Source organism: Pseudoflavonifractor sp. An187, assembly GCF_002160275.1.
GTDB classification, from domain to species: domain Bacteria; phylum Bacillota; class Clostridia; order Oscillospirales; family Oscillospiraceae; genus Enterenecus; species Enterenecus faecium.
Window position 1 is genome coordinate 17,163 of the sequence record NZ_NFKG01000011.1, and the last position, 25,983, is coordinate 43,145.

At 62.3% G+C, this 25,983-nt stretch carries 27 protein-coding genes; 6 read left to right on the forward strand and 21 right to left on the reverse strand.

What is annotated here, in order from left to right; all coding sequences use genetic code 11:
• Positions 1-7: 7 nt before the first annotated feature.
• The 10 genes from cobA to B5F22_RS06470 form a co-directional block, all read right to left on the reverse strand.
• Positions 8-1,489, reverse strand: a complete 1,482-nt coding sequence (gene cobA, locus B5F22_RS06430; RefSeq protein ID WP_087391877.1) for a uroporphyrinogen-III C-methyltransferase — start codon at positions 1,487-1,489, stop codon at positions 8-10.
• Positions 1,486-2,361 carry a hydroxymethylbilane synthase gene (gene hemC / locus B5F22_RS06435; protein WP_087391879.1) on the reverse strand — a complete coding sequence of 292 codons (876 nt, stop codon included), beginning with the start codon at positions 2,359-2,361 and terminating at the stop codon, positions 1,486-1,488. The genes cobA and hemC overlap by 4 nt, the downstream gene beginning before the upstream one ends.
• Positions 2,358-2,804: a bifunctional precorrin-2 dehydrogenase/sirohydrochlorin ferrochelatase gene (locus B5F22_RS12570; protein WP_242955070.1), complete on the reverse strand. Its 447-nt coding sequence runs from the start codon at positions 2,802-2,804 to the stop codon at positions 2,358-2,360. Before B5F22_RS12570 ends, hemC begins: the two co-directional genes overlap by 4 nt.
• Positions 2,801-4,003, reverse strand: coding sequence for a glutamyl-tRNA reductase (gene hemA / locus B5F22_RS12575; protein WP_275532479.1), 1,203 nt, complete (start codon positions 4,001-4,003; stop codon positions 2,801-2,803). The genes B5F22_RS12570 and hemA overlap by 4 nt, the downstream gene beginning before the upstream one ends.
• A gap of 9 nt (positions 4,004-4,012) precedes the next feature.
• Positions 4,013-4,816, reverse strand: coding sequence for a sirohydrochlorin cobaltochelatase (locus B5F22_RS06445; protein WP_087391881.1), 804 nt, complete (start codon positions 4,814-4,816; stop codon positions 4,013-4,015).
• A gap of 849 nt (positions 4,817-5,665) precedes the next feature.
• Positions 5,666-6,556 carry a HAMP domain-containing sensor histidine kinase gene (locus B5F22_RS06450; protein WP_087391883.1) on the reverse strand — a complete coding sequence of 297 codons (891 nt, stop codon included), beginning with the start codon at positions 6,554-6,556 and terminating at the stop codon, positions 5,666-5,668.
• A gap of 13 nt (positions 6,557-6,569) precedes the next feature.
• Positions 6,570-7,406 carry an ABC transporter permease subunit gene (locus tag B5F22_RS06455; RefSeq protein ID WP_087391885.1) on the reverse strand — a complete coding sequence of 279 codons (837 nt, stop codon included), beginning with the start codon at positions 7,404-7,406 and terminating at the stop codon, positions 6,570-6,572.
• Positions 7,399-8,313: an ABC transporter ATP-binding protein gene (locus B5F22_RS06460; RefSeq protein ID WP_087391887.1), complete on the reverse strand. Its 915-nt coding sequence runs from the start codon at positions 8,311-8,313 to the stop codon at positions 7,399-7,401. Before B5F22_RS06460 ends, B5F22_RS06455 begins: the two co-directional genes overlap by 8 nt.
• A 2-nt stretch (positions 8,314-8,315) precedes the next feature.
• Positions 8,316-8,972 (reverse strand): phosphatase PAP2 family protein, encoded by a 657-nt coding sequence (locus tag B5F22_RS06465; protein ID WP_087391889.1) that lies wholly within the window; start codon positions 8,970-8,972, stop codon positions 8,316-8,318.
• Positions 8,973-9,060: 88 nt separating this feature from the next.
• A complete protein-coding gene (locus tag B5F22_RS06470; RefSeq protein WP_087391891.1) occupies positions 9,061-9,726 on the reverse strand; it encodes a response regulator transcription factor in 666 nt (221 codons plus the stop codon).
• A 185-nt stretch (positions 9,727-9,911) separates the two neighbouring features.
• Here B5F22_RS06470 and B5F22_RS06475 point away from each other — a divergent pair, with 185 nt between their 5' ends.
• The 5 genes from B5F22_RS06475 (at position 9,912) to B5F22_RS06495 (ending at position 13,640) form a co-directional block, all read left to right on the forward strand.
• The gene (locus B5F22_RS06475; RefSeq protein ID WP_087372489.1) at positions 9,912-10,283 is read left to right on the forward strand and encodes a GntR family transcriptional regulator; all 372 of its coding nucleotides are present in this window, start codon (positions 9,912-9,914) and stop codon (positions 10,281-10,283) included.
• A gap of 4 nt (positions 10,284-10,287) precedes the next feature.
• Positions 10,288-11,130 carry an ABC transporter ATP-binding protein gene (locus B5F22_RS06480; RefSeq protein WP_087391893.1) on the forward strand — a complete coding sequence of 281 codons (843 nt, stop codon included), beginning with the start codon at positions 10,288-10,290 and terminating at the stop codon, positions 11,128-11,130.
• Between the two features lies 1 nt (position 11,131).
• Entirely contained in the window at positions 11,132-11,755 is a 624-nt protein-coding gene (locus tag B5F22_RS06485) for an ABC-2 transporter permease (protein ID WP_087391895.1), read from the forward strand.
• Between the two features lie 163 nt (positions 11,756-11,918).
• The gene (locus tag B5F22_RS06490) at positions 11,919-13,406 is read left to right on the forward strand and encodes a DUF1846 domain-containing protein (RefSeq protein ID WP_087391897.1); all 1,488 of its coding nucleotides are present in this window, start codon (positions 11,919-11,921) and stop codon (positions 13,404-13,406) included.
• A gap of 18 nt (positions 13,407-13,424) precedes the next feature.
• Positions 13,425-13,640 carry a hypothetical protein gene (locus B5F22_RS06495; RefSeq protein ID WP_087391899.1) on the forward strand — a complete coding sequence of 72 codons (216 nt, stop codon included), beginning with the start codon at positions 13,425-13,427 and terminating at the stop codon, positions 13,638-13,640.
• Between the two features lie 561 nt (positions 13,641-14,201).
• On the opposite strand, the gene B5F22_RS06500 is transcribed toward B5F22_RS06495, so the two are convergent.
• From B5F22_RS06500 to B5F22_RS06545, 10 genes are all read right to left on the reverse strand, one after another.
• Entirely contained in the window at positions 14,202-14,591 is a 390-nt protein-coding gene (locus B5F22_RS06500; protein WP_087391901.1) for a helix-turn-helix transcriptional regulator, read from the reverse strand.
• A 118-nt stretch (positions 14,592-14,709) separates the two neighbouring features.
• On the reverse strand, positions 14,710-16,611 hold the full coding sequence (locus B5F22_RS12465) for an AAA family ATPase (RefSeq protein WP_204210544.1): 1,902 nt from the start codon (positions 16,609-16,611) through the stop codon (positions 14,710-14,712).
• The gene (locus tag B5F22_RS06510; RefSeq protein ID WP_087391903.1) at positions 16,608-17,681 is read right to left on the reverse strand and encodes a metallophosphoesterase; all 1,074 of its coding nucleotides are present in this window, start codon (positions 17,679-17,681) and stop codon (positions 16,608-16,610) included. Before B5F22_RS06510 ends, B5F22_RS12465 begins: the two co-directional genes overlap by 4 nt.
• A gap of 12 nt (positions 17,682-17,693) precedes the next feature.
• The gene (locus B5F22_RS06515; RefSeq protein ID WP_087391905.1) at positions 17,694-18,473 is read right to left on the reverse strand and encodes a TIGR00282 family metallophosphoesterase; all 780 of its coding nucleotides are present in this window, start codon (positions 18,471-18,473) and stop codon (positions 17,694-17,696) included.
• Between the two features lie 15 nt (positions 18,474-18,488).
• Positions 18,489-19,745 (reverse strand): cytochrome c biogenesis protein CcdA, encoded by a 1,257-nt coding sequence (locus tag B5F22_RS06520; protein WP_087391907.1) that lies wholly within the window; start codon positions 19,743-19,745, stop codon positions 18,489-18,491.
• A gap of 24 nt (positions 19,746-19,769) precedes the next feature.
• Positions 19,770-20,957 (reverse strand): DEAD/DEAH box helicase, encoded by a 1,188-nt coding sequence (locus B5F22_RS06525; protein ID WP_087391909.1) that lies wholly within the window; start codon positions 20,955-20,957, stop codon positions 19,770-19,772.
• Between the two features lie 164 nt (positions 20,958-21,121).
• On the reverse strand, positions 21,122-22,810 hold the full coding sequence (locus B5F22_RS06530; RefSeq protein WP_087233641.1) for a glutamine--tRNA ligase/YqeY domain fusion protein: 1,689 nt from the start codon (positions 22,808-22,810) through the stop codon (positions 21,122-21,124).
• Between the two features lie 36 nt (positions 22,811-22,846).
• On the reverse strand, positions 22,847-23,239 hold the full coding sequence (locus B5F22_RS06535; RefSeq protein WP_087391911.1) for an HD domain-containing protein: 393 nt from the start codon (positions 23,237-23,239) through the stop codon (positions 22,847-22,849).
• Positions 23,240-23,266: 27 nt separating this feature from the next.
• Positions 23,267-23,947 carry a DNA/RNA nuclease SfsA gene (gene sfsA, locus B5F22_RS06540; RefSeq protein WP_087391913.1) on the reverse strand — a complete coding sequence of 227 codons (681 nt, stop codon included), beginning with the start codon at positions 23,945-23,947 and terminating at the stop codon, positions 23,267-23,269.
• Positions 23,944-24,504, reverse strand: a complete 561-nt coding sequence (locus B5F22_RS06545) for an FUSC family protein (RefSeq protein ID WP_087391915.1) — start codon at positions 24,502-24,504, stop codon at positions 23,944-23,946. Before B5F22_RS06545 ends, sfsA begins: the two co-directional genes overlap by 4 nt.
• A gap of 128 nt (positions 24,505-24,632) precedes the next feature.
• Here B5F22_RS06545 and B5F22_RS06550 point away from each other — a divergent pair, with 128 nt between their 5' ends.
• Positions 24,633-25,253: a DUF1643 domain-containing protein gene (locus B5F22_RS06550; protein ID WP_087391917.1), complete on the forward strand. Its 621-nt coding sequence runs from the start codon at positions 24,633-24,635 to the stop codon at positions 25,251-25,253.
• A 34-nt stretch (positions 25,254-25,287) separates the two neighbouring features.
• On the opposite strand, the gene B5F22_RS06555 is transcribed toward B5F22_RS06550, so the two are convergent.
• Positions 25,288-25,812 (reverse strand): DUF6512 family protein, encoded by a 525-nt coding sequence (locus B5F22_RS06555; RefSeq protein ID WP_087391919.1) that lies wholly within the window; start codon positions 25,810-25,812, stop codon positions 25,288-25,290.
• Between the last annotated feature and the right edge of the window lie 171 nt (positions 25,813-25,983).

Below are 25,983 nucleotides of genomic sequence, written 5' to 3' on the forward strand. Positions count from 1 at the left end.
CCTTCTATTACAAAGTCTGGGCCAGCCGCAGCAGGCCGGGAATGGTGGCTTCCTCCGCAATGAGCACGGGGATGCCGTGGCGCTGGGCCTCCTGGGCGGTCTGTGCGCCGATGCACAAACCCGTGATGTTGCCCAGAGGGGCATCCTCCCCCACCGAGGCCACAAAGCCCTTCACGGTGGAGGCGGAGGTGAAGGTGACATAGGACAGCTCGCCCGCTTCCAGCGCCTCTCTCAGCTCCGGGGAGCGGGGGTTGTCGTAGTGGGTGGTGTACACCGCGATTTCCTCATAGGGGATGCCACGCTGGGTGAGGGCCTGGGTGAGGAGGGGAGAACCCTCTTCCGCCCGAGGCAGCAGGACACGGCCCGTGGCGGGAATGCCCTGGCCCAGGTCCTGGGCGGAGTACACCGCGGGGACATAGTCGGCGGTGAGGCCGTACTTCTTCAAAGCGGCGGCGGTGCCGGGTCCGATGGCGGCCAGCTTCACGCTTGCCAGAGCCCGGCTGTCTTTGCCCTGCGCATTCAGGGCGTCGAAAAACACCTGTACCCCCACGGGACTGGTGAACGCAATCCACTGGTAGGCCTCCAGCCGCTCCAAAGCGGCGGTGAGGGGAGGACAGGGGGTGATGGGGGTGGTGTGGATGCAGGGGTACTCCCAAACCTTGGCCCCCAGCTCCCGCAGGCCCTGGGCCAGGGTGCCCTTGCGGGCAGCGGGGCGGGTGACCACAAAGGTGCGGCCCTTGAGGGGCAGGGCGTCAAACCAGTCGAAGGAATCCGCCAGGGCGCACACCCCACCCACTACGCTGATGGCGGGGCTTGTCACTTGATGTTCCTGGGCGGCCTGGGCCAGGGTGGCCAGGGTGGCACTGATGCGTCGCTGGGCGGGAGTGGTGCCCCGCTCCACAATGGCGGCGGGGGTGTCGGGGTCCATGCCTGCGTTCAGCAGCCCCTCACAGATCTGGGGCAGGGCGGACACGCCCATGAGGAACACCAGGGTGCCTTTGGTGGCTACCAGGGCGTCAAAGTCGATGTCCAGCGCTTTCCCTGCCCGCTGGTGTCCGGTGACGATGTGCAGGGAGGAGCAGCAGTCCCGGTGGGTCACCGGAATGCCGCCGTAGGCGGGCACCGCCAGGGCGGAGGTGACCCCAGGTACCACCTGGAAGGGCACCTGGTGCTGGGCCAGCAGCTCCAGCTCCTCGCCGCCCCGGCCAAAGAGAAAGGGGTCGCCGCCCTTGAGGCGCACCACGTTGGCGCCCCCCAGGGCCTCCCGCAAGAGAATCTGGTTGATCTCCTCCTGGGGCACCGGGTGCACATTCACCCGCTTGCCCACGTCAATGGCCTTGGCGGTGGGGGGGATGAGGGCCAGGATCTCCGGACTCACCAGGCGGTCAAACACCACCACATCGGCATGTTCAATGGCTTTTTTCCCTTTTAAGGTGAGCAGGCCGGGGTCGCCGGGGCCTGCCCCCACTAAAGTCACATGTCCCATCATGGGTGGTCCCTCCTCATACGCCGTGCCAGCTCTGCCCCCATCTCCCGGGCGTCTGCGCAGGCGGCACAGCTGGTTTCAATGTAAGATTCGCCCTCACGGTCCACATAGAACCCGGTGAGGGTGACGGTGTCCCCGTCCACGGTGGCGTGGGCGGCCACGGGGGAGGAACAGCCCCCCTCCAAAGCGCCCACAAAGGCCCGCTCGGCGGTGAGGCACACCGCCGCCACCGGGTCATGGAAGCGGGACAGGCAGGACGTGTCCACATCCGCCCGGCTCTGCACCGCCAAAATGCCCTGTCCGGCGGCGGGGAGCATCTCCTCCACGGGGAAGCGGCGGGAGATGCGATTCTCAAGGCCCAGCCGGTCCAGCCCGGCGCAGGCCAGCACCAGGGCGGAGTATTCGCCCCGGTCCAGCTTGGCCAGCCGGGTCTGCACATTGCCCCGCACCGGGGCCACCTGGTGGTGGGGGAACAGCTTACGGAGCTGGAGGGTGCGGCGCAGGGAGGCGCAGCCGATGGGGCGGGTGGGGTCCAGGGTGTCCACCCCCTGGGGGAGTACCAGGGCGTCCCGGGGGTCGGCCCGGTGGGAGAAGGCCACCAGGGGCAACTCGGGGGGAATATCCATGGGCAGGTCCTTGCTGGAGTGGACGGTGAAGTCCACCCGGCCCTCCAGAAGGGCACGGTCCAGCTCTTTGACAAACAGCCCCTTGCCGCCAATCTGGCTCAGGGGGCGGTCCAAGATGAGGTCGCCGGTGGTCTTCATGGTCACCAGCTCCACCTCGGCGGTGGGGTCATAGGCCCGGATGGAATCAATGACCATCTCGCTTTGTATCACGGCCAGCCGACTGTCTCGGCTTCCAATGCGTATTTTCATATAGAGTCCTCCAAGAGTTCTCGAATCTGTCGGGCACAGCGGGCGGTTTTGGCGTGGTCGGTGCCGTCGCCTACCACCCCCGCCACCAGTCCCTCTCCCACGCACAGGGCGGGGAAGAAAAAGGTGCACGCTGTGGGGGCGTCCGCCACACTGATGGGGATGCCCCGGTCTCGGGCCTCCTGGGCCACCTGCCCGTTGGTCTCCCGGCAGTCGGTGGCAGCTACGGCTAGGGTTGCCCCTTCCAAGTCGCCGGGGCGATAGGGGCGGGATATGTGGGTCACCGGGGGCATGTCCGGGTGCAGAGTGGGGGCAATCACCACCACGTCCGCCCCGCACTGTTGCAGGGTACGGACCCGGCGCAGGGCCACCTTGCCGCCGCCCACCAGCACCACCTTCTGGCCCGTCAGGTCGAGAAATAGGGGAAAGCGGGGGTAGCCGCTCATGACGGGGCCCCCTTCCCTGTGGTGTGGGCCCGAATTTTCTGGGCGCACTGGCGCAGGCTGTCCGGGTCAGGCGGCGTGGGCAGGCCGCCCAGCAGCAGCTCCACGGTGCGCTGCACCGTCAGGGCGATGACCTCCTCCTGGTCCAGCTCCTCCTCCTGGAGCTGGGGAGCGGCGGCCAGGCGCTGGACGATGGACAGCTTCAGCTCCTCTTGCAGGGGGAGGCTGACTTTATAATTGAGCCAGCGGTAAAATTGCCGCTGGTGCTTGTCCAAAATTTCCGTCACCTCGGGAGGGACGGTGTGGAGGGGGGCGGTGTCCATCAGGTCGTCCACATTGAAGAGCTTCACGCCCTCCAGCTGACCCACCTGGGGCTCAATGTCCCGGGGGATGGCCAAATCCACCATCACCTGGGGCAGCTGGGCCACCGATTCCAGCTGTTCCACCGTAATGGTGTAGTGGGGGCTGGCGGTGGCGGAGACCAGAATGTCCACCCCGTCCAGCAGCTCCAAGCGGCGGTCATAGGGCTGGGCCTCGCACCCCGAGGGGACCACCGTCTCCCCGTGGCGGTAGGTGCGCAGGGTCACCATCACCCGGCACCCGGCCTCATGGAGCAGCCGGGCGGACAGCTTGCCCATCTCCCCGTTGCCGATGACGATGGCCCGTTTTCCCTCCAGGCTGCCCAGGTGCTGGCGCAGCAGGGCCACCCCCTGGCTGGCGGCCGAGGTGGGCAGGGAGGTCAGGCGTACGGTGGAGCGAACCTCCTTCCCGGCGGAGATGGCGGAGTGGAACAGGGTCTCCAGCATGGGGTGGGCGGCTCCCGCCTCCCGGGACAGGGTGATGGCCCGCTTGACCTGGGCCAGAATCTGGTCCTCCCCCCATACCCGGGAGCGCAGACCTGCCGCCACCTGCATCAGGTGTTCCACCGCCTCCCCGCCTTGGCGGGTGACAAAGGCGGCGGAGAAGGGGGCAAACTCCACCCCGGCGGCGTGGCACAGCATTTGGCCCGGGTGGCAGGTGTCGGCACAGCACAGGTAGATTTCCGTGCGGTTGCAGGTGGACAAAATCACACAGCCGTGGATGTTGGGCAGCTGGGCGATGTGGGCGTCCAGCCGCTGCACGTGGGTGGCGGTGAAGGACAGGGCCTCCCGCAGGTCGATGGGGGCCAGATGGTGTTCCAGGCTGGACATGACAACGAGCATAGAGGATCCTCATTTCTCTCTCTGAGTGAAAAATTCGTTCCCTGCTGCCTCCAGGGCGTGGGCCACAAAGAGGCGGCGGATGGCAGGGCAGTCCCCCAGCCCTTGGGAGACGGCGGACACCGGAACGCCCAGGCGCTCCAGCTGTCCGCACCAGCTTTGTTCCCCGGCCAGCAAGTCCCGGGTGGCGTGGACGCCGCACACCACCATGAGGGGGTGGACGTGGAGCCGGGTGACGGCCCCGGCCTCACGGATGTGGCGGGCGGTCTCCGCCGGGGTGGGACCGTCCTGGAGGGTGCCCACGAAGGAGCGGGTGTGGCCCTGGCGGTGCAGGGCCTGTTCCAGCTGGGCATAGACCCCGTGGGCCTCATGGCTGGCGCCGTGGCCCAGAAACAGCGCCCCCTCCTGGGGGTCCAGGGGAGGCAGACAGGTGGGCAGGGCTTTTGCCACGGCCTCAATGTCCTGGGGCGTAGCCAGCAGGGGCTGGCCCACCCACAGGTCCAGCCGCTGGGCGTAGGGCTCCAGCTGGGCCATCATGGCCTGGTATTCCCCGGCAAACAGCAGATAGGTGGGCTGGATTAGCACATGCTGGACTCCATCTTGGGTGAGTTGGGCCAGGGCCTCGGACACCAGGGGAACCCGGGGGCCGCCGCCCCGTACCAGGGCGTCCCGGAGTCGGGGGTGGGCAAAGGCGTGGATGAGGGGCAGGCGGGGGAAGGCCGCCCCGATTTCTCGGGCCAGATTGGCCAGAGTGGGCAGGGCGGAGACTTGGCTGGTGCCATAGGACACCACCAAAACCGCGGCGGGGTGTTCCATGTCCGTTCCTCCTCTCCCCGCAGAGCATTCACATTCCAGTATACTATATTTTCCCCGCCTGTCCACCCCTTTTCCCTATAAAAGAGTGAAAAACGGTGGAAGCCATGGGGCTTCCACCTTGGTGTAAACGTATATTGTTTTGTATCTGTGGAGAGAGGAAGAGGGCCTGCTCCTCTCCACGTTCGATTCCAGCCCTCCGGCCTGGTGGGGACGCTCCCCGCTGGGGGTTCCTTTTGCTCGGTCAAAAGGAACCAAAACCCGCTTAGGGCGTTCCCCCCTAAGGACCTCCCTGGGGTACGAGGCTGGACCTGCGTCAAGTCTAAATTCGGCCCGTCACCCTTGCTGTGGCTCCTGGTACTGCCACCACACCAGGCCACTCTGGGCAGCTGGCCCTACGGCCAGGTGGTTTCCACATCCGGGCCTACCCTGGCCAAGCGGCGTTCCCGCCGCCGTCAGCCAGGCAATCGGCAACTGGGAACAGTTGCACACCAGGGTAAGGCCCTGGCGATAGAAGTACTGTCTGCCAGAGGAGCAGGCACGTTCTGTAGAATGTCCACGCCGTCTATATGACCTCGCCGGGCCAAGGGCCGAATAGAGGGGGACGCAGGGACAGCCAGTACCGCGGGGTGGATTCCACAAGGCGGGGGAAGGCCCCGCCTTTGGCGGTCTTTGGTGACTTTCTGGCGGCAGAAAGTCACCCCAGCGGAGCGTCCCCGGCGGGGGCGCAGGTCTGCACCTGAGAAATGGGAGAAGGACCGCCCCTCACTCTGCCTGATGGCAGAAACATGAACCCCCAGCGGGTAGCGTCCCCACCAGGCTGGCAAGCCTGCGTCTGGGCCTTGGAGACGGTCAGGCCACGGGAAAAGACAAGGTAATGACCAGCTGCCCCTCCTGATATTTGGCCTCCAAAGTGCCCTCCATCTGCTGGGTGAGCAGCTTGGCGATGGACAGACCCAGGCCGGTGGAGTGGCGGGCGGTCTCCACGGTAAAAAAGCGGTCGAAGAGCCGCTGTACCAGCACCGGGTTCAGGTCCGGGGCGGAGTTGGCAAAGGTAATGACCCCGTCCGGGGTCATGGTGACGGCAAAGTCCCCGGCGCTGTACTTTAGGGCGTTGCTGATGAGGTTGCTCAACACCCGCCCCGCCGCCGTGGGGTCCAGATTCCGCTCCACCCGGCCCGCTGGCAGCTGGATGGTGGGCTCCATGCCCTGCTGCTCCATGGCCCCGCAGTAGGACAGCAGCGCCTCCTCCACCAGGCCTCGCAGGTTCACCCGCTGGGGGTGGAGGGGCTGGGGGGCGGTGAGCAGGGCGTAGGCAAACAGCTCCTCGGACAGCTGGTGGAGCACCTGGGTGCGGTTGGAGATCTGGGACAGGTACCGCTCCACCGTCTCCGACTTCTCCTCCCCCTCCAGCAGGGCCAGATAGCCCACGATGGCGGTGAGAGGGGTGCGCAGGTCGTGGGAGATGTTGGTGATGGCCTCTTTCAGCTCCAGGTCCCCGTGCTGGTACCGCTGCCGCTCCGCTCGCAGCTGGGCCAGCTGCCCGTTGAGGGCGTCGGCCAGAGCCCGCATCTCCCGGTCCCCGGAGGACACAGAGAGCAGGGTGTTGGTCTCACGCTCCAGCTGTTGGGCCATCCCCTCCCGGAGCTGCCGGGCGGATTTGTGCAGCGTGTACACCTTCCCGGCCAAAATCAGGAGGAGAACCCCCAAAAGAGCCACCAAAATCCAGGGTAACAGCTTCATAAGCCCTCCTCGGTCAGTTCAAATCTTTCCGCCGGAACCCCCACAGCCCCGCCCCCGTGGTCACCACGGTGAGGGCGGCGGAGTATACGGGCAGAAGGGGCAGGTTGGGAGCGTCCCAGACTACGCACTGCATGATCTGTCCCCCAGGGGTCACGTCGCACAGCAGCTGGAATATCTCCCGCTTGGTGCCCTCCAGATAAAAGGGGTATGGCGCTTCTTTTTCCTCCAACTCCCCCGAGACCGAGTTATAGGTCACTTGGATGTAGGTGGGCGGATAGTTCAAATAGGAGTAAAGGTAGCTGCCGGAGATTAGCAGGGTAAAAGACAGCACCAGGGCTACCACGGCAGACACGGCCCGGTTTGAAATGAGCATGGCCAGCATGGTGTATAGAGAGGCCAGGGCCACGGTGAGCACCAGCGTGGCGCCCAGATAGGCCAGAACGGTGCCCATATCGGTCTCCAAAGGGCCAAACAGCGGGGTACCCACCGCCAGATAGGGCAGAAGGTAGCCCGCACACATCAACAGACAGGCCACGGTGCAGGTGACCAGGTGGCTGAGGTAGATTTCCCAGCGGCGGTGCCCCACCACCAGTTTGTTGCGCACAGAGCCGTCGCTGTAATCGGTGCCGATAAACAGAGCACAAAAGAGGGCGAAGAGAATGCACACAAAGGGGATAAAGTTCAAAAACTCTGCATCCAGGTGCTGAGAATAGGGAATGGGATGCCGGAGTTCATACAGATAGCAGGACACCGGGACAAAGGCACCTGTCCCCACCTGGAAGATCATACACGCCCAGAAGCTCTTGCTCCGCCACAGGCGGAAGAAGTCGGCCCGCAGCAGGTTACTCATGCCCCTCACCTCCCACCAGGCTCATGTAATAGCTCTCCAGGCTCTCGTCCTGCTGGTGCATGGCGGACACCTGGCACCCAGCGTCCGCCAGGGCCTGCACCAGCTCCGTCACATGGGGATGGGCGTAGATGTTGGCGGTGTGGGGGGAGTCAATGGTGTAGTCCAGCCCCATCCCGTCCAGCACCCGGGCCAAAATGGCCACGTCGGACACCTCTACATGGGTGCATTTGCGGCAGGCGGCCTCCACCGCTCCAGCGCTGACCTCCTGGACCATGCGACCCCGGTCCAAAAAGCCGTAGTGGGTGGCCAGGCGGGCCAGCTCGTCCAGAATGTGGCTGGAGAGGAGAATGGTGATCTGGTGCTCTCGGTTCAGCTGCAGCAGCAGCTCGCGAATTTCCACAATCCCCTGGGGGTCCAGGCCGTTCACCGGCTCGTCCAGCACCAAAAAGTCGGGACTTCCCACCAGGGCCATGGCAATCCCCAGCCGCTGGCGCATGCCTAGGGAGAAGTGGCGCACGGTTTTCTTCCCCGGGTTCTCCAGCCCCACCAGCTCCAGCAGGTGGGGAAGGTCCTGATAAGAGGGCAGGCCCAGAACCTGGGCCTGCAATTTTAGATTATGGATGGCGGACAGGTCCTGATAGATGGCGGGGGACTCCACCACCGCCCCCATCCGCCGCCGGACCTGCTGGATGGCGGGGTCCCGAAATGGGGTCCCATACAGGCAGTAGCTCCCGGCGGTGGGGGATTGCAGCCCGCAGAGGATACGAATCAGGGTGGTTTTTCCCGCCCCATTCCGCCCCACTAGGCCGTAGATGGACCCTTTGGGCACCTGCATGGTGAGGTTTTGCAGGGCGTAGGTGTGGCCGTATCGTTTCGACAGGCCGTGGGCTTGGCAGACCAGTTCCATGCTCACGCCTCCTGCTGAATCCACACCCGGGCGTGTACTGTCACGTAGTCCGCCACGTAGTCCAGCACCAGGGCCAGGGCCACGCCGCAGAACAGGTCAATGACGCTGTGCTGCCGCAGCAGTACCGTGGAGGCCAGAATGGACAGATTCAAAAGTTGCATACACCCCCACACCACCCGGCGCTGGGTGGAGGGCTTGGCCTTGGCCCAGCGGTGATAGCTCAGGGCCACGGTCATGGAGTTAAAGGCGTGGATGGAGGGCCAGACGTTGGTGTCGGTGTCCACCCCCCACAGCTGCCGCACCACCTGGGTAAAGAAGTCGTTGCCGGGGATGGAGTCCGGGCGCAGGTCCACTCCATTGGGGATGAGGGCGCACAGGGCCACGCACAGAGTCATGCCCCCGAACAGGGGCAGACACAGCCGCCAGAACTCTTGCCGGGGCTGGGTGAACAGAAGCCAGAACAAGGTGGCGGGCACCCACACAAACCAGGCGAAGTAGGGGATGACGGCATACTTACAGAAGGGAATCCAGTCGTCCAGAAAACAGTGGACAATCCACTCCGGTTTGATAAAGTGCTCCAGGGCTCCAAAGCACACCAGGTAGAACACCAGATACCCGGCCATAAAGAGGATGGGATGACGTTTACACCAGTCGATCATAATTTATCTCCTTGCGCTTGATGGGGATAGTGTACCAGAGAGGGGTCAAGGAAGCGGTGAAGAAATGGGTCAAGAAATCATCAAGATTTTAAGAAGCGGTCAGGCGAAAGCCAATGCCCCACACGGACTGGAGGTACTCTTTGCCGCTGGCCTGACGCAGCTTCTTCCGCAGGTTGCTCATGTGCTGTTTCAGGGAGCTGTCGGTGCAGTCCGGGGTGTCCAGGCTGATGCGCTCCAAAATGACGCTCTTGGACAGGGCCTGATTGGGGTGCTGGAGAAACAGCTTCAAAATGGCGTACTCCGTCTTGGTCAGGTGTACCTCCTGCCCGGCCACCGTCACCTGGCGGGAGAGGGGGTCCAGGCTCAGTTCCCCCACGGTGAGCACCTGGCCTTCCTCCTCTCCACGGGGGCGGCGGAGATGCACCCCAATGCGGGCCAGCAGTTCCTGGGGGTGAAAGGGCTTGGTGATGTAGTCCACCGCGCCTGCCTGGAGCAGTTCCACCTTGTTCTCCACGTCCCCCTTGGCGCTGAGGATGATGACGGGGAAACTCTGGATTTTGGGCAGTACCTCCTCCCCGGACAGGCCGGGAAGCATCAGGTCCAGCAGCACCAGGTCGGGCCGCTGCTGGGAGAGCAGGTAGAGGGCCTCGGTGCCCGAGTATGCCCGCAGCACTTGATAGCCTTCCCGGTGCAGCAGCTGCTCCAGGACATCTCCAATGTGGATGTCGTCGTCAATGATGGCGATGGTTTTCATAGGGCACCTCCCAGCCGATGAATGGTCACGGATACCACACATTATAGTGACGGAGCGGGGAAAAGGCAAGAGGGGAGGCTGTGCTGTACCAAGACAGGGAGCCAATAAAAATTTCCCAGCCCTATTGACAAGACTGTGGCTACTGTATATACTGTGTATACACAGAAAGCAAACGAGGTGATGGTTTGAATCTCTACATTGACAACCGCAGTGGGTCCCCCATCTACGATCAGATTTACACCCAGATCAAAAATCAGATCATCAGCGGGGAGCTGGAGGCGGACCAGGCCCTCCCCTCCATCCGAAACCTGGCCAAGGACCTGCGCATCAGCGTCATCACCACCAAGCGGGCCTATGAGGAGTTGGAGCGGGAGGGATTTATTTACACGCTCCCCGCCAAGGGCTGTTTTGTGGCCCCCAAGAATGTGGAGCTGTTGCGGGAGGAGACCTTGAAGCAAATTGAGGCTCACATGGAGGAGATTGGGAAGCTGGCGGCCAGCTGCCAGTTGACGAAAGAGGAACTGCTGGAGATGTTCCGCCTGAGTATGGAGGAGTGAGACCATGAACGCACTGGAAATTCGGAATTTAACCAAAGACTACGGGGAGTTTACCCTGGATCATTTAAATCTCACCCTGCCCTGTGGGTGTATCATGGGCCTTATCGGCGAGAATGGAGCGGGCAAGAGCACCACCATCAAGCTGATTCTGGACATGATTCACCGGGACGAGGGCACCATCACTCTCCTGGGCCGGGACAACCGGGAGGATATGCTTCTCACCAAGCAGGACATCGGGGTGGTGCTGGACGAGGTGGGCATTCCCTCTTGCTTGAGCGCCGTGCAGGTGGGAAAAATCATGGCTCACACCTATACCAAGTGGGATAAAGAGCTGTACGCTCAGTACCTCAAAAAGCTGAATCTCCCGGGAAAACGCCCCTTTAAGGAGTATTCCAAGGGCATGAAGATGAAGTTGGGCATTGCGGTGGCCCTGTCCCACCACCCCAAACTGCTTATTTTGGACGAGGCCACCTCGGGGCTGGACCCGGTGGTGCGGGACGAAGTGGTGGAGATGTTCAGCGAGTTTACCCGGGACGAGAGCCACGCCGTGCTCATTTCCTCCCACATTGTCAGCGATTTGGAGAAAATCTGTGACTACATCGCCTTTTTGCACAAGGGAAAGCTGATGCTGTGTGAGGAGAAGGACCGACTGCTGGAGGAGTACGGGCTCATCCACTGCTCCAAGGAGCAGCTCTCTGAGTTGGATGCCCAGGCGGTGCGTGGGGTCAAGGCGTCCCCCTACGGGGTGGAGGCTCTGGTGCGCCGGGACGGGGTGCCTGCCGGGATGCAGGTGAGCCCTGTGAGCATCGAAGAGCTGTTTATCTTTATGGTGAAGGAGGCGGCGTAACATGAAAGGGCTGCTTTTGAAGGATTTTTATCTGTCGTGGCGGTATTGCCGGGCGTTTCTTGTAATCGTGGCGGTGTTTTTGGCCGTATCGTTTACGGGCGATGATAATATCTTTTTCCTGATTTACCCCATCATGATTGCCAGCGTGATACCCATGACCTTGCTTTCCTACGACGAGCATGACAAGTGGACGGCTTACAGTGGGACGCTGCCCTACACCCGGGTGCAGTTGGTGAGCGCCAAGTATTTGGTGGGCCTGTGTTTCGGAGCGGTGGCATTTCTCGTTTCCATGGCAGCCACTACTGTGCGTATGCTGACGGGAGAGGGATTTGTTCTGGAGCAGTTTGCTTTGGTGGGAACCGCCCTGTTGGTGTTGGGGTGCATAGGGCCTGCCGTGATCCTGCCTTATGTATTCAAGTATGGGGCGGAGAAGGGGCGTATGGCCTTTTACATTACCATTGGTCTGTTTACCGCCGCGGCTACTGTGCTGGCCGGAATGGGGTTCCAGGTGCAGGTGATGGGAGGCGGGCTGTGGCCTCTGGCCGCAGTGGCCGGGGTGGCAGTGTTGATCTACCTCGGCTCCTGGTGGCTGTCCATCCGCTTCTACCAGAAGCGAGAACTGTGACAAGAGGCAAATTCGACAAAAATACCCTCCATTTCTCGTGCGGGAAATGGAGGGTGTTTTTTGAGAAAATCCTTGTTTGACGGTGGGATATGTGATAAAATTTCGGGGATAATGTGTAAAGAGGGAGGATGGCTTCCGGGTGGCCGGGAGCCGACGTGTGAGGATGGCAAATAAAATCGGTTTTGACAATCAAAAGTACCTGGAGATGCAGTCCGCCCACATTCGGGAGCGAATTTCCCAGTTTGGCGGCAAGCTGTACCTGGAGTTTGGCGGCAAGCTCTTTGACGACTACCATGCCTCCCGGGTGCTGCCTGGGTTTGCCCCGGACAGCAAAATCCGCATGCTGTTGGAGCTGCGGGACAGCGTAGAGGTGGTCATTGCCATCGCTGCCGCCGCCATTGAGCAGAACAAGGTGCGGGGCGATCTGGGCATCACCTACGACGAGGACGTGCTGCGCCTCATTGACACCTTCCGCTCCAAGGGCCTGTATGTGGGCAGCGTGGTCATCACCCAGTACGCCGGGCAGCCCGCCGCCGACGCCTTCAAGCGCCGCCTGGAGGACCTGGGTGTCACGGTGTACCTCCACTATCCCATTGCCGGGTACCCCCACGACATTCCCCACATCGTCTCCGACAAGGGCTATGGCCGCAACGACTACATTGAGACCACCCGGCCCCTGGTGGTGGTCACGGCTCCCGGCCCTGGCTCTGGCAAAATGGCCACCTGTCTGTCCCAGCTCTATCACCACCACCGCCGTGGGGTGAAGGCGGGCTATGCCAAGTTTGAGACCTTCCCCATCTGGAACCTGCCCCTCCAGCACCCGGTGAACCTGGCCTATGAGGCCGCCACCGTGGACCTCAACGACGTGAACATGATCGACCACTTCCACCTCCAGGCCTACGGCCAGACCACGGTGAACTACAACCGGGATATTGAGGTGTTCCCCGTGCTCCGGGCCATGTTCGAGCAGATCATGGGAGAGAGCCCCTACAAGTCTCCCACCGACATGGGCGTGAACATGGCGGGCAACTGCATCGTGGACGACGAAGTGGTGCGAGCCGCCGCCTGTCAGGAGATCATCCGCCGCTACTACACCGCCCTGTGTGACGTGCGCCGGGGCCAGGGGGACAAGGAGAGCGTGTACAAGCTGGAGCTGCTGATGAAGCAGGCCGGAGTGTCCACCGCCGACCGCCCCGTGGTGGCCGCCGCTGAGGCCCGGGCCGAGGAGACGGGAGAGCCTGCCGCCGCCATCGAGCTGCCCGACGGCACCATCGTCACCGGCAAGACCACCGAGCTCATGGGCTCCTCCTCTGCCGCCCTGCTCAACGCGTTGAAGAAGCTGGCCGGGCTGGGGGATGAGGTGCACATGATCTCCCGAGAGGCCATTGAGCCCATCCAGAAGGTGAAGATTCAGCACCTGGGCAGCCAGAACCCCCGGCTGCACAGCGACGAGGTACTCATTGCCCTGGCCATCTCCGCCGCTACCGATCCCCAGGCGGATCTGGCCCTGTCCCAGCTGGACAAGCTGCGGGGCTGCGACGCCCACTCCTCGGTGATTCTCTCCGCCGCGGACAGCAATGTGTATCAGAAGCTGGGCCTGCGCATGACCTGCACCCCCCACTATCAGAGCAATAAGCTGTATCATAAGTGAGAAAAGAAGGTCTATAAAATGTCTAAATACAGAGTGATGATGCACTATTCAGATGGAACCAGCGAAATGGAAGATGAAGTTTTTGAAACCGAAGAAGCCGCCGCAGATCATGGAGCTTATATGTGCGCTTGCGTTGAGCAGGGCGCAGAAGATAGATATAACTCAAATCCGGGTGATTATCCTCTTGAAGATGCCGTCAGTGCTGATTATGAAGTAATCGAAATTGGCGATTAATTTTTTGCTTTTTATTATCAAAATTGATATAAAGAATATCCATAGAAAAACAGGAGACTACCCCAAAGGGTGGTCTCTTGTTCTAAATAAAGATGTTTGGCTTCCCTGTGTAAAGGGAGCTGGTAGCTGTAGGGCTGACAAGGAGTTGACCATCTAACCGCCTATGGTTCCGGCTTGCCAGCCTGGCAGGGACGCTCCGCTGGGGTAACTTTCTGCCGCCAGAAAGTCACCAAAGACCGCCAAAGGCGGGGCCTTCCCCCGCCTTGTGGAATCCACCCCGCGGTACTGGGTGTCCCTGCGTCCTCCTCTTTGCGGCCCTGGACTGGTTCCTGTCACATAGATGGCGTAGACATTCTGTGGGTGGTGCCTGCTCCTCTGTATAATGGTACTTCTATTCCCAGGGTCTTACTCTGGTGAGCCGCTGTTCCCAGCGGTCGGGGGCTTGGCTTCCGGTAACTGCCAGACTCAAAGCCTCCCTCCCGGAGGGAGCCAAAGAGATGTGCAGCCCTAAATAACAAAAAGCACCCCCGGAAGCCAACGCTTCCGGGGGTGCTTCATCGGTTATTTACGGTTGTCAAACTGGGCCAGGGCGGAACATGCCAATCCGATGCCCAACATGCCCATACCGTTGGAGACGGTCAACTCGTTCAGGAGCAGCAGCACCACCACCGCCACCCCCATGGCCAGAGCCACGGCTCGTGCGATGGTGGACAGATGGATGGACACCTCATGTTCTTGCTTCTCCGGGGTGTAGGTCTGCATCAAGTCATCCAGGGATACTCCCAGCACGTCAGCCAGACGGTGGACCGTGTTGATGTCGGGGCAGGACAGGTCACGCTCCCATTTGGACACCGCTTTATCTGTAACCCCCATCTGTTGCGCCAGCTCCAGCTGGGTCATTCCCTTTTCTTTGCGCAGCTCTGCAATGCGTGCGCCCAGCGTCTTTGCCATGACCAGACCACTCCCTTGTCGTTGATAACGTCATGATAGCAAAATCAGGGGTGGAATGCAACCGACGGACAGTTTCCTTCCCTCGACTTCTGGTTGACTCAGGGGTAGAGAGGGAATTTCATGATAGCTTGGTGACATTCGCCCCGTGCTGCTCCCCCCACGCCGCGTCCCGGCTGTGACAGGAGAAGAGAAGCACTTGCCGCTCCCGGGCTTGCTGGGCCAGCAGCTCCAGGGCAGCGGCGGCCCGGGTATCGTCGAAGTTTGCCAGGGTGTCGTCCAGCACCAGAGGGGCCTGGGGGGCGGTGAGGTCACAGAGGGCCAAACGCAGGGCCAGATACAGCTGCTCCTGGGCACCCGCAGAGAGAAACAGCTGGGAGTGGGGCAGCTGCACCCCCTCCTGCTCCACCTGGGCGGACAGGTCCCGGGCCAGGGTAAGGCCCTTATGCCGTCCCCCGGTGAGTCGGCCCAGGAGCTGCCCCGCCTTCTCATTCAAAGCGGGGGAGAACCGCTGGCGCAGGGTGGCATTGGCCTCCTCCAGCCCCTCCAGGGCCAGGGTCAGGGCCTGATACTCCTCCTGTCGCTGGGCAATCTGCCCCGCCAGCTCGTCCCGGCGGCTCTCCGTTTCCAGCGTGTCCCGGCCCAAAGCCCCGGTGGCCTGGTCCAGGCGGGTTTGCCACTGGGCCATCTGGCCCTCCACCTGCCGCAGCTGGGCGGTGAGCACGTGGGGGTCTGCGGTGGGGGGCGTCACCGAAGCGGTGGGGCGCTGGGCCCCCTGGGCCTCCAAGTCTGCCACCCGTTCCCCGGCGTGGCCCGCCTGGGCCTCCAGCTGTTGCCGCTGGGTCAGCCAGTCCAGATAGCGCTGCAACGCCTCCTGCATATTCTCCCCCTGGGGTGGGGCGGGGGCGTACAGAATTTTATCATATTTACCCATTTTGGCCACCAATACCATGGCCACAAGGACAGCCACCGCCATGCACCCGAAGCCCACAAAGGACAGGGGGTACAGGGTGAGAAAAAAGCCCAGGATGATGAGCAGCAGGCCCACCACACCCAGTATCGGCACCCACAGCCTCAAAGCGGCGGACAGGCGGTTCCGGCTGGCCTTGGCCTGCTGCCGCTGGCGGCTGTGCTCCTGGCCCTGTTGGTTGAAGTTTCCCGCCTGCTCCATGGCCTGGGCGGCGGTGAGCCCCCGGAAGCGGGGGTCCGGGGCGGGGAGAGACTCCAGAGCCTGTTGGGCCTGGGCCTGCTGCTGGAGGGCCTGGGCATACCGCTGGTTGAGGGCCTGCTGGCGGTAGGCCTGGTGCTGCTCCAGTTGACGCTCCAGCTGCTGCTTGCGCACTTGCAGTCCAGCCAGCTCCTGCCGAGCTTGGGCCTGGGTCTGCCGAGCCTGGGCGGTGTCCTCCAGGGTGCGGCGCACCTGCCCCAGTTCTCCCTCCAGCTGGGGGATGAGCCCGGTGGAGCGGTTGGCCTGGCGGCGGTTGCGCCAGTCCTTCAAGGTGCGCACGGTGGCGGAGTAGGAGACCTCCTCCTCTCCGGTGGTGGCCAGAGCGGCGATGCGCCGCTCCAAATCCGGGGCGGCGGTGACGGCGGTGTCCCCCTGGCCCACCAGGGCGCAGCGGACAAACACCTCCCGGCTCACCCCTGTGAGGGTCTCTCCCACGTTGGCGGAGGTGAGGAAGGGCACCGGGTCCCCGGTGGCGGTGTACACCGCCTCAAAGCCCCCGAAGGGGCCGGAGCGGTTGGCAAAGCGGCGCAGAGTGATGCGCTGCCCCTGCCACTCCAACCGGAGTTCCCCCGCCATGGCGGCCCCAGACCAGGGCTGATACTTAGTTTTCTGGGCCAGGTGTCCCGCCTTATCCCGCTCCCGGGTGTCGATGCCGTAGAGCATGGCGGTGAGGAAGGCCGCCCAGGTGGATTTTCCACACTCGTTGGGGGCGGTGAGGATGTTGAGACCGGGGGAGAGGGTGAGGGTGGCCCCCTCCAGCTTGCCGAAGGTGGCGGTCATGGAGATGATGTTCATGCTCGAATGTCCTCCTCTCCCTCCAGAGCAGCCAGCCCGAAGCGGGTGGCCAAGATGAGCCGGGCCTGCTCCTCCGGGGGAGCCACCCGAATTTTTTCCGACATGGTGCGCAGGAAAAGGCCCGTCAGCGAGTCCTCTCCCGCCCGCTGCCACAGCTGTTTGGGCAGGGTGGTGGCATCGGTGACCTCCACGTAGAAGAAATAGGGGGCCGCCTGCTGGGTGATGGAGGCCAGAGACGGCACCGTTTCCGCCTCTCCCGTGAGGGTGAGGCGTACCAGGTCGTCGGAGTACTCCAGCCCCGCCAAGGTCTGGTACAGGGTGGAGATGTCCACTTCCTGGGTGCGGTACTCCCGGCAGCACAGGGGGACGAATTTGGCGGTAGTCCCCTGGTGGGTCACGTCGACAATGAGACAGCCCTTTTCTCCCGCCTCGTCAAAGCCCCGGCCCTCGGGACAGCCGGGGTAGGCCCAAAAGGTATTCCCCTCCCGCTGCAATCCCGAGCAGCGGTGAACGTGGCCCAAAGCGGCGTAGTGTGCCCCGGTGGCACCCAGTTGACCGGGCAAAATGGGAGCGTAGCGGCCCATGGGGGCCACCTCCCCGTGGACGCAGAGGAGGTGCAGCCGCCCGTCCTCTGGCACGGTGTACCCGGACAGGGGGGAGTCCTCCCGGTGGGGAGCAGTAAAGGCGCAGCCGTGGACCACGGCATTCAGGGCAGGAAGTTCCACAGCTTCCATCTGGGGTGTGGAAAAGATGTGTACGTTGGTGGGCCACTGGGCGGTGACGTAGGGGGACTGGGGAGTGTAGGGGTCATGGTTGCCGGGGGCGATGAAGACGGGGACGGACAGTTCCCCCAGGGCCTGGGTGAGGGCCTGGATGGACTGGGGGTAGACCCGCTCTGCATCCAACAAATCTCCCCCCAGCAGCACCAGGTCTGCCCCCTCCGCCTGGGCCAGTTGGGCCAGACGGCGGGGGAGGTCCCGCAGTTCCCGCCGCCGTTGGGCGGCCTGGGGGGCGGGGAGGCTGCTGAGGGGGGAGTCCAGGTGGAGGTCCGCGGCGTGTAGAATACGCATGGGGAGTCCTCCTTATCCGTCAATGTCCACCCGCTCCACGCTGAGGCAGCGGCGGGTGTTGGTGTCGATGGTAAACAGCACCCCGTCCATGCCGCAGGGGCCGTCGGCGGGCTGGAACCGCTGGGGCAGGCCGCCCAGGAAGCGGTTGATGGCCTGGGAGGGGTGGATGCCGATCACCGACTGGGTGGGTCCGGTCATGCCCAGGTCGGTGACAAAGCCCAGCCCCTTGGGAAAGACCTGGGTGTCGGCGGTGGGCACATGGGTGTGGGTGCCCCACAGGGCCTGGACCCGCCCATCCAGATACCAGCCCAGGGCGATTTTCTCGCTGGTGGCCTCGGCGTGGAAGTCCACCAGGGTGAGGGTGGCGTCCCCCTCCTTCAAAATCTCGTCCATTTTGGTGAAGGGGTTGTCGAAGTTGGAGTCCATGGAGCAGCGGCCAATGAGGTTGACCACCCGGATGGTGGTGCCCCGGGGGCCGTCGAAGATGCCCCAGCCCCGGCCGGGGGCCCGGCTGGTGTAGTTGGCGGGGCGGAGAATGTAGGGGTTGCGCTCCATCTCGTCTACGATCTGGCGCTTGCCCCAGGTGTGGTTGCCCATGGTAATGACGTCCGCCCCGGCGGAGAAGATGTCCCGGGCCTGCTGGGGCATCAGACCGTTGGAGGCGGCGTTCTCCCCGTTGACCACGGTAAAATGAATGTCATACTGGCGGCGGAGGGTGGGCAGGTGGCGGCAGAGAAAGTCCACGCCGCTCTCGCCTACCACGTCTCCGATGGCCAGAACACGAAGTTCCATAAAAAAGCCTCCCGGTTAGGAATTGGCCCCGTCCATGGTCTGCTGGATGATGTCGTCAAACACCTCCCGGGACTGTGCTCCCATGATATAGCCATAGACGTTGCCGTTTTTGTCGATCATAAAGGTGGTGGGGAAGGAGGAGATGCCGTAGGAGTAGAAGAGGCTGGCATCTTCATTCATGAGGGTGGGGTAGGTGTACCCGTTTTTCTCCAAAAAGGCAGAGATGTCCTCCGCCGAGCCCTCCTGGCCCAGATTGGGGGCAGCTACCCCCAGCACCACCAGGTCCTTCTCGTTTTTGCCGTAGTCCTCGTAGACCGCCTGCAAGTCGGGCATCTCACTGCGGCAGGGCCCGCACCAGGTGGCCCAGAAGTTCAGCAAAATGGTCTTTCCCTTGTATTGATCCAGGGTGTGGGTGTTGCCAAACTGGTCGGTGAGGGCGAAGTCCAAGGCGGGAATGGGGGCCTGGCTCTCCTCTGGGGCGTCGGTGGCCTCTGGAGTGTCTGTGACTTCCGGCTGCTGGGTCACCTGGACGGTGGGGGTGGCCTGGGGATCAGAGCCCGCCAGGGACCCGGACAGGGTGTCCATCCACCCGGTGACCATGAGAAGGCCGATGACCACCAGCAGCGCTCCGCCCACCTTCACGGTGTAGCGCACCACGTTGCGGTGCTTCTGAAACAGCTTCAACAGTCCCCCGGCAAACAGAGCCACCGCCAGGAAGGGCAGGACAAAGCCCAAGGTGTACAGGCCGATGAGGGCGAAGCCCTGGAGGGCGGTGTCCGCGGAGCCCGCCATGAGCAGCACGCTGGCCAGGGCGGGGCCCACGCAGGGGGTCCAGGCAAAGGAGAAGGTGAAGCCGAACACCAGGGCCACCAGGGGGCTCATGGCCAGCTTTTGCAGGGGGAAGCGGATGCGCCGGTCCTGCTCCAGGGCCATGGGGCGAAAGACCCCCAGCTGGAACAGACCAAAGGCGATGATGAGGATGCCCCCCACCTGGATGATGATCTTCTGATACTGGTGCAGGGCCTGGCCCAGGGCGGTCATACCCAGCGCCAGCAGGAAGAAGGCGGCGGAAATGCCGATGACAAAGAACAGGGTGTTCACCAGGGTTTTCACCCTTGAGGTCTGGGCCCCCTGGGCGTCCCCCATGCTGCCGGACAGGTAGCCCAGGTAGAGGGGGAGGAGGGGGAGGACGCAGGGGGAGAAAAAACTCAGAATGCCCTGGACAAAGACGGTGACCAGGGAGATGGATACGGAAAGGTCAAATCCAGACATACATACCTTCCTTCAAACGAGAATTTAGCTGTTTTCGCCGTCTACCAGCATGAGACAGCCATCCTTATCATATTTCAAAAGCTGGATATCCATGCGGGTGTTGCGGGCAATGTCCCGCATCCGCACCGCCTCGGTCACCGAGGCCACCAGGGTGTAGGCCACGCCATGGCGCTTGGCCCGACCGGTACGGCCCACCCGGTGGACGTAGTTTTCCTGCTCGTCGGGCACGTCGTAGTTAAACACCACGTCCACGTCGTCAATGTCCAGGCCACGGGCGGCCACGTCGGTGGCCACCAGCACCCGCAGCTGTCCAGCCTTGAACTGCTGGAGGGTCTTCTCCCGCACCCGCTGCTGGATGTCGCCGTGGATGGCCTTGCAGGAGATGCCACGCATGGACAGCAGGCCCGCCAGGCGGTCGGTCATGTTTTTGGTGTTGCAGAAGGCAATGGCCCGCTCATACTCCCCGCCCTCCAGCAGGGCGATGAGAGTCTCCAATTTCTGTTCCCGGCCCTCCAAATCAATGCGGTATTGCTGAATATCCGGGCGGTTCTCCTCCACGGGACGCACCGTGATCTCCACCGGGTCCCGCTGGTACACCCAGGAGATGTCCATCACCTCCCGGCTGATGGTGGCAGAGAAGAGGCCTAAGTTTTTCCGGTGTGGGATTTTGTCCAGGATGCGGGTGACGTCCTGGATAAAGCCCATGTCCAGCATCCGGTCGGCCTCGTCCAGCACCACGGTCTGCACCCCGTCCAGGCGCACGGTGCGCCGCTTCATGTGGTCCATGAGGCGGCCGGGGGTGGCCACCACGATCTGGGGCCGGTTTTTCAGCTGGGTAATCTGCTTGTCAATGGGCTGGCCGCCGTACAGGCACACAATGCGCACCCCCTCCCGGAAGGCGCACAGGTCCCGCAGCTCGTCCCGAATCTGCACCGCCAGCTCCCGGGTGGGGGCCAGGATGAGGCCCTGCACCTGGTCGGACTCCGGGTCCACATGTTCCACCATGGGGATGCCGAAGGCGTAGGTTTTGCCGGTGCCGGTGGGGGCCTTGGCCACCACGTCCCGTCCCTGCATGAAGTAGGGGATGGCCCCGCCCTGGATGGCGGTGGCCTGGGTGAAGCCCTTTTTGTCCAGGGCCTTCATAATGGCCTCGGACAGGTTCATATCTTTGTAAAAGTAGGTATCTTGTACCACAACTCCATCAATTTCCATGGTATAGGTCCTTTCTATCTCGTACAATTAGAGTCTAAAGTAGTATATCATATCCCCCGGCATACCGTAAAGCCCAACCTCCATGGATTTCTCCGGCCCAGACCTGCCCGGTAAGACAGAAAAAGCCGGAAGCAGCGGTTTTGCTGCTTCCGGCGAAACATCACTTATTGAGGCTTGAAGCTGTCCTTCAGGGACACGGCTCGGTTGAACACCAGGTGCTCGGGGCTGCTGTCCCGGCTGTCGGCACAGAAGTAGCCCTGACGCATGAACTGGAAGCGGTCGGCCTTCTGGGCACCTGCCAGGCTGGCCTCCACCTTGGCACCCTGGAGCACCTCCAGAGAGTGGGGGTTCAGGCAGTCCAGGAAGTTCTTGTCTCCGGCGTCGGGGTCAGGGTCGGAGAACAGGTTGTCATACAGGCGAATCTCCGCATCCAGAGCGGTGGCGGCGTCCACCCAGTGGATGGTGGCGCCCTTCACCTTGCGGCCGTCGGCGGGGTTGCCGCCTCGGGACTCGGGGTCATAGGTGGCCAGAACCTCCACCACGTTGCCGTTTTCGTCCTTGACGCATCCGGTACAGGTGATGAGGTAGGCACCCTTCAAACGGCACTCCAGGCCGTTGGGGGTCAGGCGCTTGTACTTGGGGATGGGAGTCTCCAGGAAGTCCTCCGCCTCAATGTACAGGTTGCGGGAGAAGGTGACGGTGCGGGTGCCGTCCTCGGGACGGTTGGGGTTGTTCTCCACCTCGAAGGTCTCGCTCTGACCCTCGGGATAGTTGGTGATGGTCAGCTTCACGGGACGCAGCACCGCCATCACCCGCTGGGCGGTCTCGTTCAGGTCCTCCCGCAGGCAGTACTCCAAAAAGGCGTACTCAATGGTATTGGTGGCCTTGGCCACGCCGATGCGCTCGCAGAAGTTGCGGATGGAACGGGGGGTGTAGCCACGGCGGCGCAGGCCGCACAGGGTGGGCATACGGGGGTCGTCCCAGCCGGACACCCGGTGCTCCTCCACCAGCTGGCGCAGCTTGCGCTTGCTCATCACGGTGTAGTTGATACCCAGTCGGGCAAACTCGATCTGGCGGGGCTTGTGGTAGGGGATGGACACGTTGGACACCACCCAGTCGTACAGGGGGCGGTGGTCCTCAAACTCCAGGGAGCACAGGGAGTGGGTAATCCCCTCCAGGGCGTCCTCAATGGGGTGGGCGAAGTCGTACATGGGGTAGATGCACCACTTGTTGCCCTGGCGGTGGTGATGGGCGTGGTTGATGCGGTAAATCACCGGGTCCCGCATGTTGAAGTTGCCGCTATTGAGGTCGATCTTGGCACGCAGGGTATATTTGCCGTTTTCAAACTCTCCGGCCCGCATCCGGGCGAACAGGTCCAGAGACTCCTCGATGGGACGGTCACGCCAGGGAGAGGTGGCGGGGACGCCGATGGAGCCGCGGTTGGCACGGAACTCCTCGGGAGTCAGCTCGCACACGTAGGCCAGGCCCTTCTTGATGAGCTCCACGGCATACTCGTACATCTTCTCAAAATAGTCCGAGGCGTAGAAGAATCGGTCGCCCCAGTCAAAGCCCAGCCAGTGGATGTCCTCCTGGATGGCCTCCACGTACTCGGTATCCTCCTTGGCGGGGTTGGTGTCGTCCATACGCAAGTTGCACAGACCGCCGTACTTCTCGGCAGTGCCGAAGTCGATGGTCAGGGCCTTGCAGTGGCCGATGTGGAGATAGCCGTTGGGCTCGGGGGGAAAACGGGTGTGGACGGTCATGCCTTGGTACTGGCCGCCCTGTGCAATATCCTCATCAATGAAATTGTGGATAAAATTCTGGGACACTACGGGGTTGAGTTCCTCAGGCATAGGGACACGCTCCTTCATTCGTTAATAACCTACTCATTATACCGTCACAGGCGGGAAAAAGCAACGAATTTTTCCAGGCCTGTGGGCAGTTAGAGAATCTGGGTGCTGTTGCGGAGCTGGTCTTGGAGCCGCTGGTAGAAGGAAATGTAATATTCCAGCCGCTGCACCCACAGAGTGGTGGCCGTGGTTGCGCTGTGCCTCCTGGGTGGGCATTTCCTCACAGTATGCAATGTCATGGAGCAGCCCGGCGATGACGGCGTCGGTCACGTCCAGGCCCTCCTGCTGGGCGATGTACTTGGCCAGATTGGCCACCCGATAGGAGTGCTGGATGCGGTATTCCCAGTCGGTGGGGTGGGCTTGTAGGTATACACTGTTGGAAAAGGTGTCTTTGAGAAATTGTTCCGTACGTTCCACTAACGCTTGGTCCATGGGGGACTCCTCCTATGTATCGGAAAGTTACAGCTTTACTGCCACCGGCTCGGCCATCGTTAAGGTGTCCGGGGTGACGGTGCACCCCAGAGCCAACACCTGCACCCCCGCCGCTGCGGCTTGGCGCAGGGCGGCGCCAAACTCCGGGTGGGTGGCGTCGTTGGGGGCGAAATCTTTCATGCCTGCCATCTGAATGACAAAGCACACGGCGGCTTCATAGCCCTCTTGCAGGCTGGCTTCCAACTCTTGCAGGTGGCGCACGCCTCGGGTGGTGGGGGCATCGGGGAAGCGGCAGTGGCCATCCTCCTCCAGGGTGCACCCCTTCACCTCCACAAAGCCCCGGCGGTCCCCCGCCTCCCAGTAGAAGTCGAAGCGGGAGTTGCCCCAGGTGGTCTCCGGGCGCAGCAGGGTGAGGCCGGGGACGAAGTGTCCCGCCTTGGCCCACTCGGCAAAGACCTGGTTGGGGGCCTGGGCGTCCATGTTCACCAGCAGGCCGTCCTTGTCCACGGCGATGAGGTCATAGGGGGTCTTGCGCTTGGGGTTATTGCCTGGGGTGAGGTAGACGGTGCGGCCTGGAATGAGCAGTTCCCGGCACCGCCCGGTGTTTTTTACATGGACGGTTTCCGTGCGTCCGTCCACCTCCACCTGGGCCACAAAGCGGTTGGGGCGGGAGAGAAAACGGGCGGGAAGGACCTGAGTATATGTCATGATTTGGGCTCCTTGGGTGTGGTGTCGGTGGTGGCAGGGGGCTCGGCAGGGGCGGCAACCTCTTCCGGCTTGGGGTGGTAGGGCAGCAGCAGGTCGATGACACAGGTCACCGCCACGCCCGCCAGGGTGTCCACCATACGCTGGAGGGCGAAGAGGGCGGGGGAGCTGTCCGTGTTGTGGTTGACGGTGACGCACAGAAACACCACGCAGGACAGAGAGGCGCTGGAGGGCCGCTTGAGCACCAGGGCGGTGCGAATGAGGGGGATGATGGTGAGGGACACCAGGGTATAGCGCAGCAAGTCCAGATTCTCGGCGTGGAAGAACTCCAGGCCGTAGAGGATAATGATACCGTACAGGCCGCCCACCAGGGTGCCGATGGCCCGGTTCACCGAGGAGGTGATGGTCTTGTCGGTGGAGTTCTGCATGCAGATGACCGCGGCAATCATAGAATAAAAGGCGGGCTCGCCCCGCACATAGCCGAAGATACCGCAGATAAACACGGCAATGACGGTCTTTACCATGCGCATGCCCACCCAGTGATGGCGCTGCTTTGGCATAAACAGCCCTCCTCTCCAAAGTCGATATCAGTATGATAAACGACCGGGAGAAAAAAAGCAAGGCGGGGACGCTTTCCATTTCCCCGTCCCCGTGGTATGATGGGAAAAAACATCAAGGAGGACCCTCCATGCACATTCCCAGCGGCGCAACCAGCTTGCTTGAGCTGTTGCCCTTCCAAGAGGCCCTGGACCAGGCGCTCACCCCCAAAGAGGACTATGACGTCAATCGGTGGCTGTACGTGCCCCCCTTCTACTGCGAATACCGATACATTCTGGCCACCCGGGGCAAGCGGCCCCTCATCTGTGTGGGCATCAACCCTTCCACTGCCGCCCCCGACGATCTGGACAACACCTTGAAGTCGGTGGAGCGGGTGGCCCTCCACAACGGCTTTGACAGCTTTGTCATGTTCAACGTCTACCCCCAGCGGGCCACCGACCCGGATCACATGGAAAAGCACTGCAATGAGGCGCTCCACCAGGAGAACATGAAGGCCTTTGACTATGTCCTCTCCCTCTACGAGGACACTCAGCCTGCCATCTGGGCGGCCTGGGGCACCATCATCGAAAAGCGGGACTATCTGCCCGCCTGTGTTCGGGACATGATCGCCATCGGCCAGACCCATGGGGCGGCCTGGTACACCGCCGGGAAGCGGTCTAAAAAGGGCCACCCCCACCACCCCCTGTATCTCCGTAAGGACAGCGGCCTGGACCCCTTCGACGTAGAGGAGTATCTCAACAGTCTTGACTAAAAAAATCTGCACCGGGAAATCGGTGCAGATTTTTTTACTTGGGCAGGATATAAAAGGTGGGAGTATGTTTGCTCAGGTCCAGGAAAACTACCATATCCGGGGGGAAGAAGGTGAACCAGATCATCATCCAACCCACCGCCAGAGCCGCCACCAGGCAGAGGGTGGGAAGGAAGGGCCGCTGGGTGAGCGGGGCCAGGACCTGAGCCAGCACAAACCCTGCCACCATGAGTACCACATACAACATGAGGTCAAAGGCCATCCCTTCGCCCTGGAAGGGGACGTGGTAGAGGTAGCTCAGCAGCAGCATGGCCCCGCCGATGATGGGCAGGGTCAGCAGCCAGGGGGCCAGACCGTCCAGGCCCCGACCATGGGTGAGATACAGCCCGGACAGCAGCAGGGGGATGAGGAGGATTTTCAGATGTTCCCACAGGCTCTCCCGCACCGGAGAGACCAGAGCGGTGATGGGGCTGGGCAGCCAGGAGAAGAGAAAATGAAGCCCTACCCCCAGGATCAGGGCGGAAATCAGGGTAAAAATCGTCTTTTTTTGAAAAAATTTCACAGCTCTCACCTCGTTTCTTACTACAAGTTATGCCCGCAGTGGGGCAAACTATGAATGAAACCGTGGTGAAACACAAAAGTTTTTTCGCTTCATTTCGGGCTTTTCCAAAAGGCCCTCCCTTTTCCACGGAAGAAACCCCGCCGTCTCAGGCACATTAAGGATTGGGCGAAC

Bases quoted from the DNA above. Each gene is read 5' to 3' on its own strand.
- B5F22_RS06445 (WP_087391881.1), bottom strand. From the start codon at position 4,816: ATGGAACACCCCGCCGCGGTTTTGGTGGTGTCCTATGGCACCAGCCAA.
- hemA (WP_275532479.1), bottom strand. From the start codon at position 4,003: ATGCTCGTTGTCATGTCCAGCCTGGAACACCATCTGGCCCCCATCGAC.
- B5F22_RS06455 (WP_087391885.1), bottom strand. From the start codon at position 7,406: ATGAGTAACCTGCTGCGGGCCGACTTCTTCCGCCTGTGGCGGAGCAAG.
- B5F22_RS06450 (WP_087391883.1), bottom strand. From the start codon at position 6,556: ATGAAGCTGTTACCCTGGATTTTGGTGGCTCTTTTGGGGGTTCTCCTC.
- B5F22_RS06460 (WP_087391887.1), bottom strand. From the start codon at position 8,313: ATGGAACTGGTCTGCCAAGCCCACGGCCTGTCGAAACGATACGGCCAC.
- B5F22_RS06510 (WP_087391903.1), bottom strand. From the start codon at position 17,681: ATGCGTATTCTACACGCCGCGGACCTCCACCTGGACTCCCCCCTCAGC.
- B5F22_RS06530 (WP_087233641.1), bottom strand. From the start codon at position 22,810: ATGCCTGAGGAACTCAACCCCGTAGTGTCCCAGAATTTTATCCACAAT.
- B5F22_RS12465 (WP_204210544.1), bottom strand. From the start codon at position 16,611: ATGAACATCATCTCCATGACCGCCACCTTCGGCAAGCTGGAGGGGGCC.
- B5F22_RS06545 (WP_087391915.1), bottom strand. From the start codon at position 24,504: ATGCCAAAGCAGCGCCATCACTGGGTGGGCATGCGCATGGTAAAGACC.
- B5F22_RS06550 (WP_087391917.1), top strand. From the start codon at position 24,633: ATGCACATTCCCAGCGGCGCAACCAGCTTGCTTGAGCTGTTGCCCTTC.
- B5F22_RS12570 (WP_242955070.1), bottom strand. From the start codon at position 2,804: ATGAGCGGCTACCCCCGCTTTCCCCTATTTCTCGACCTGACGGGCCAG.
- hemC (WP_087391879.1), bottom strand. From the start codon at position 2,361: ATGAAAATACGCATTGGAAGCCGAGACAGTCGGCTGGCCGTGATACAA.
- B5F22_RS06465 (WP_087391889.1), bottom strand. From the start codon at position 8,972: ATGATCGACTGGTGTAAACGTCATCCCATCCTCTTTATGGCCGGGTAT.
- sfsA (WP_087391913.1), bottom strand. From the start codon at position 23,947: ATGACATATACTCAGGTCCTTCCCGCCCGTTTTCTCTCCCGCCCCAAC.
- cobA (WP_087391877.1), bottom strand. From the start codon at position 1,489: ATGATGGGACATGTGACTTTAGTGGGGGCAGGCCCCGGCGACCCCGGC.
- B5F22_RS06490 (WP_087391897.1), top strand. From the start codon at position 11,919: ATGGCAAATAAAATCGGTTTTGACAATCAAAAGTACCTGGAGATGCAG.
- B5F22_RS06500 (WP_087391901.1), bottom strand. From the start codon at position 14,591: ATGGCAAAGACGCTGGGCGCACGCATTGCAGAGCTGCGCAAAGAAAAG.
- B5F22_RS06535 (WP_087391911.1), bottom strand. From the start codon at position 23,239: ATGGACCAAGCGTTAGTGGAACGTACGGAACAATTTCTCAAAGACACC.
- B5F22_RS06525 (WP_087391909.1), bottom strand. From the start codon at position 20,957: ATGGAAATTGATGGAGTTGTGGTACAAGATACCTACTTTTACAAAGAT.
- B5F22_RS06485 (WP_087391895.1), top strand. From the start codon at position 11,132: ATGAAAGGGCTGCTTTTGAAGGATTTTTATCTGTCGTGGCGGTATTGC.
- B5F22_RS06480 (WP_087391893.1), top strand. From the start codon at position 10,288: ATGAACGCACTGGAAATTCGGAATTTAACCAAAGACTACGGGGAGTTT.
- B5F22_RS06495 (WP_087391899.1), top strand. From the start codon at position 13,425: ATGTCTAAATACAGAGTGATGATGCACTATTCAGATGGAACCAGCGAA.
- B5F22_RS06520 (WP_087391907.1), bottom strand. From the start codon at position 19,745: ATGTCTGGATTTGACCTTTCCGTATCCATCTCCCTGGTCACCGTCTTT.
- B5F22_RS06470 (WP_087391891.1), bottom strand. From the start codon at position 9,726: ATGAAAACCATCGCCATCATTGACGACGACATCCACATTGGAGATGTC.
- B5F22_RS06515 (WP_087391905.1), bottom strand. From the start codon at position 18,473: ATGGAACTTCGTGTTCTGGCCATCGGAGACGTGGTAGGCGAGAGCGGC.